Genomic DNA, 4,981 nt, shown 5'->3' on the forward strand with positions numbered 1-4,981 from the left:
CCACCGGACCCACCCCGCCTTCGACAGTTCTCTGCGATCTGTCTGGATGGCATGACCTGCTCTTGGTGGGTGTCGACCTTGGTCGACACGGTAGATCCACGCGTGGCGTGGATCTACTAAACCATTCGTGCGTAGGCTGCATCCCAATCGGGATGCCCTCCCTGGAGATGACCATGCCCCTGATGCGTTCCTGTGTGGCTCTGCTGCTCGCTGCCTTTGCTGCGCCAGCCTGGGCGACCTTTTCCATCGTGGCCTGCAACGGGGCCGGTGACTGCGGCGTGGCGGTGGCTACACACAATCTCGGCGTCGGTGGCGTGGGCGTGCCGTGGGCGCAGGCGAAAGTGGGGGCGGTTGCCAGCCAGTTCGAGACCAATCCAACCTACGGCTCGAAGGGTCTGACGCTGCTGGGCAGGGGCCGCACGCCTGCGCAGGTGCTCAAGCAGCTGCTGGACGAAGACGGTGATTTCGATGGCACCACGCTGGCCGAGCGCCAGGTGGGCCTGGTCAGTGCGCGCGGCGGCAATGCGCAGTACACCGGTGCTACCGCGCAGCAGGCGGATTGGGCCGGTGCGCAGGGCGAGGGCATGCTGAGTGTTCAGGGTAACGGCCTGGCCGGGCCCGAGGTGCTGGCCGCGATGCAACGCAGCTTCGCCGCTTCGCGCGGCGCACTGGCGGCCCGCCTGCTGGCGGCGCTGGAAGCCGGCCAGGTTGCGGGTGGCCAGCGCAGCGGGCAGTGGTCGGCGGCGCTGCTGGTACGCACGCCCGGCGGTGACTGGCAGGACACCGACCTGCGCGTGGATGCCGATCCGCGCGCCGTGGCAAGGCTTCGCGAGCTGTACGACATGCGACTGTCCAACGACGCCATCATCCGTGCCGAGCAACGCTGGGAAAAGGGCGATGTGGCCGCTGCGCGTGCAGCGCTGGCCACCGCGTTGTCACTGGCGCACGGCTGGGACCGCACCTGGGCACGCGCCGCGCGCCTGGCCATGCGCCAGGGCGACACCGCGCTCGCCCGCGAGTACCTGGCAGGGCTGCGTGCGCTCAATCCGGGCTGGGTGAAGCAGGAACTGGCGCTGCCATTGTATGCGCCGTTGCAGGGTGATGCGGTGGTAGAGCCGTGGCGTTGAGGCACTGCAGGGGGCAGATCGTGCCGACCAAGGTCGGCACCCACCAGAACCGTTCAATCGGCTACGGCGGAGATCAATAGATCGGTGTCACCTTCATCTGTGGCAGCGGGCGCGGTGCGCCGTCGGTAAGGTCGGGGCCGAGGTCGTCCCAGCTGCGGCCCTGTTCGACCATCAGCCCCCACAACTGCTGCGAGGCCTGCCGCTTGTCTTCCGAGCCCAGCTTGTACGAAGGCGGTGCCGGCTGGCCGCTGGCGACCGTCGAATAGGCCGCGCGGTAGGCCAGCACCTGCTGCGCCGGGTCATCGGTGCGCGCCACTTCCAGCGTGTAGCGCTGGTAGGCCGAGGCCAGGTTGCGCCAGCGGATCCAGTAGTGGTTGTCGAACGAGAACGAACAGAAGCGTGCGCCGGCCAGGCTGCCCTTGTCGGCGATGCGGGTGAGCACCTCCTGCGGCATGTCCAGGTTCATGCCACCCTCGTCGCCCTGCAGGCTGACGTGCACGATGCGATCGCGGTAGCCCGGTGCGCGCGCCTGCAGCAGGTCGCGCCAGTTCTGCATGGTTGCCACCACCGCGAACAGGAAGCGCCCCAGTTCGGCGGCCGCCAGCGGCGTGGCGATCGACTGGTAGGTGCGCTGCCAGCCGTGGCGATTCTCGGTGGGCAGGAACACCGCATGCTCCAGCGCCTGGCGGCCGCTGCCGCCATGGCTCACATCCTCGGCATGCTGCGGGTAGACCAGGTTGATGGCGAAGGTCGGCCAGCGTGGCAACGCCGCATCGAACAGGTGGATCGGGAAGTTGCTGCTGATGCCGCCATCGGAGAACCAGCAGATGCGGAAGGCGGTGATGACCGGACCGCAGGTCTGCCCGGCACTGGTCAGCCCTTCCATGCTGTCGGCCACGTTGTGCTCCGCATCGGCCGCCGGTGCGGTCGGTTCGCAGCGTCGTTCGCGGCGCGAGGGTTCATGCAGCGGTACCGCGCTGATCAGCAGCGGGAAACTCAGGCTCATCCGCGTGGCCACCAGCACCGGCAGCTGCGGGCCCTGCGGCAGGTGGTAGTACTGGCGCCCCTCCACCTCCAGCGGCGGGCCAGCCTGCTGTACCAGCCACTGCACCACGCTGGCCGGGAACAGCTGCTCGAACTCCTCGCGCAGGAACCAGAACTGCGCGCCGCCCAGCGGCAGCGTGCGCGGCTCGTTGTGCGACACGCAGGTGGTAATCATCTGCAGGCTGATCGCATGCGGGCTGTCCGGCTCGCCGGGGTAGCGCGGCGCGTCGTGCAGATCGGCGAAGGTCAACGGAGCATCCAGCGGCTTGCCCGACAGCTGCTGCAGGCACGCGTGCAGCCACTCGCTGAGGGCGGGCTTGCGCGCATCGCGGCCGAGCCCGCTGCACAGGCCCAGCAGGTTGCGCCGCGCCACTCGCGCCACCCGCAGCGCGGCACCGGCCACGCCGGCCCCGTAGGCACACAGCAGCGACGGCAGCAGGGTGGCCGCCACCCCGCTCCAGCCGCCGCCCCACCAGCCCAGGCCGAGCAGCAGCGCCAGCGACACCAGCACCTCCAGCGGCGCGATCTCGAACACGGCCACCGCCAGGCACAGCAGCTTGTGCGGCAAGCGGGCGCTGCCGGTCAGCACCACCAGCAGCCGGTAGGCCGCGCGTGCCCCGCGTGCCGGCTGGAACAGGCTGTAGATGAAGCCGCGCCGCGACAGCTGGGCCGACACCGCCGACAGCCCGCCATAACCGGCGTCGCCGGGCAGGTGTTCGCCCGCCTGCTGGCGACGGTCGCCACACGCCGCCGCGGCCGCCACCGCGGCGGCGATGGCGCCGGCCGAGGTGCCGCCAATGCTCTTGAACCGATACTCGCGGGCCAGCGCCAGTACCGCATTGGGGTACACGATGCCGCTGGTGATGCCGCCCTTCATGACCAGATCGCAGTACTTGTCCGCCACGAACCACCTCCCGTCTGCCGGTGTCCAGTATGGCAAGAGGCGCTCTCACAGCCTGAGAAGTGGGCCACAGCACTGCAGGGTCCTGGGCCCTTGACCATCACGGCCAACGGGTCCACCGTGCACACGCCGAAGGTATCCATCCCAGGTTCGGATGACGGGATGGATTTAAACGGGAATCCGGTGAAGGCGCCTGGCGCGCCCATTCCGGAGCTGCCCCGCAGCGGTGAATGGAAACGAATCCTGCCAACAGCACTGGGCTCACGCCTGGGAAGCGGCGGGTAGTAGGTGGGCTGCGGCCCGTGTCCATCAGCCCGAAGACCGGCCCCGGCCGGGGGACACGACCGTCCCCTGACTCGACCTGGACTCTCCGCGGGGAGGGTGCCGGGGCCGTCGCTGTCCTGCGCGTGCAGGCGGCGCGGCCGCGCGCGCCTTTTCCGCGGTAGCTGCCCAGAGCTGCTTCCCACGCGCTGATGCATGGGCCACCGCCGTTGCCGGCGGTCCATGCGGTACCTGACGATGACCGAGCTCCAACGCCCCACCCTGATCCTGCCGGCCGACGGCAAGCGCCTGCTGCTGCACTCCTGCTGCGCGCCCTGCTCCGGCGAAGTGATGGAGGCGATCACCGCCTCCGGGATCGACTACGCGATCTTCTTCTACAACCCCAACATCCATCCGGTGAAGGAATACGAGCTGCGCAAGCAGGAGAACATCCGCTTCGCCGAGCAGCACGACATCCCCTTCATCGACTGCGACTACGACACCGACAACTGGTTCAGCCGCGCGCGCGGCATGGAGAACGAGCCCGAGCGCGGCATCCGCTGCACGATGTGCTTCGACATGCGTTTCGAACGCACCGCGCTGTACGCGCATGAACACGGCTACGACACCATCAGTTCGTCGCTGGGCATCTCGCGCTGGAAGAACATGGCGCAGATCAACGACTGCGGCATCCGTGCCGCCTCACGCTATGAAGGCCTGCAGTACTGGGACTACAACTGGCGCAAGGGCGGCGGTGCCAGCCGCATGATCGAGATCAGCAAGCGCGAGCAGTTCTACCAGCAGGAATACTGCGGCTGCGTGTACTCGCTGCGCGATGCCAACCGCCACCGCCGCGAGAACGGCCGCGAGCGGATCAAGATCGGCCTGCTGTACTACGGGCAGGACGCTGAGACCCCGCAGGGCGATTGACGTGTGGGCATGGGGCGGCCACGCTGGTCGCCCCTTCCGTTGTGCCGGACCTGCCATGACCGCCCTGCCCGCCGATGTCGCCCTGCTGGTGATCGACCTGCAGCCGGACTTCATGCCGGGTGGCACGCTGGCCTGCGAGCAGGGCGATGCGCTGGTGGCACCGATTGCCGCGCTGCTGGCACAGCGCCACTACCGCACGGTGGTGGCCACCCAGGACTGGCACCCGGCCGACCACGCCTCGTTCGCCAGCCAGCATCCCGGCAAGCGCCCGTTCGAGACCATCCTGCTGCACGCACAGCCGCAGACCCTGTGGCCTGACCACTGCGTGCAGGGCAGCGCCGGCGCCGCGCTGCACCCGGGCGTGGACTGGACCGTGGCCGACCTCATCCTGCGCAAGGGCACGCGCCAACAGGTGGATTCGTACAGCGCCTTCCGCGAGAACCACGGCCCTGACGGCGAGCGCCCGCCGACCGGCCTGGCCGGCTGGCTGCACGAGCGCCGCATCCGCGAAGTGCATGTGTGCGGCCTGGCCCGCGACTACTGCGTGCTGTGGAGCGCGCAGGACGCGGTGAAATCCGGCTTCAAGGTGAAGTTCCTGTGGGACCTGACCCGGCCGGTGACCGAGGCCAACGACGCGATGGTGCGCGAGGCGCTGGGCAAGGCCGGGATCGCGGTCGTCTGACAGACAACGGTAGTGCCGGCCGCTGGCCGGCAATCC

The 4,981-nt window shown here is 69.0% G+C and carries 4 protein-coding genes and 1 riboswitch; of the genes, 3 read left to right on the forward strand and 1 reads right to left on the reverse strand.

From position 1 onward, the window contains the following. Positions 1-173: 173 nt before the first annotated feature. Positions 174-1,127, forward strand: coding sequence for a DUF1028 domain-containing protein (locus O0J73_RS21540; protein WP_308309601.1), 954 nt, complete (start codon positions 174-176; stop codon positions 1,125-1,127). Positions 1,128-1,200: 73 nt separating this feature from the next. Here O0J73_RS21540 and O0J73_RS21545 read toward each other — a convergent pair whose 3' ends face one another. Then, complete coding sequence (locus O0J73_RS21545) at positions 1,201-3,075, reverse strand: patatin-like phospholipase family protein (RefSeq protein ID WP_308309602.1); 1,875 nt, start codon at positions 3,073-3,075, stop codon at positions 1,201-1,203. 126 nt (positions 3,076-3,201) lie between these two features. Continuing rightward, positions 3,202-3,417, forward strand: a riboswitch (cobalamin riboswitch). Between the two features lie 174 nt (positions 3,418-3,591). Between O0J73_RS21545 and O0J73_RS21550 the strand changes: the two genes are divergently transcribed. Next, entirely contained in the window at positions 3,592-4,263 is a 672-nt protein-coding gene (locus tag O0J73_RS21550) for an epoxyqueuosine reductase QueH (RefSeq protein WP_004153703.1), read from the forward strand. A 55-nt stretch (positions 4,264-4,318) separates the two neighbouring features. Beyond that, positions 4,319-4,945 (forward strand): bifunctional nicotinamidase/pyrazinamidase, encoded by a 627-nt coding sequence (gene pncA, locus O0J73_RS21555; protein ID WP_197564169.1) that lies wholly within the window; start codon positions 4,319-4,321, stop codon positions 4,943-4,945. Positions 4,946-4,981 lie beyond the last annotated feature (36 nt).

Origin of the sequence: Stenotrophomonas sp. Sm6012, assembly GCF_030985895.1 — a bacterium.
Classification (GTDB): Bacteria; Pseudomonadota; Gammaproteobacteria; order Xanthomonadales; family Xanthomonadaceae; genus Stenotrophomonas; species Stenotrophomonas forensis.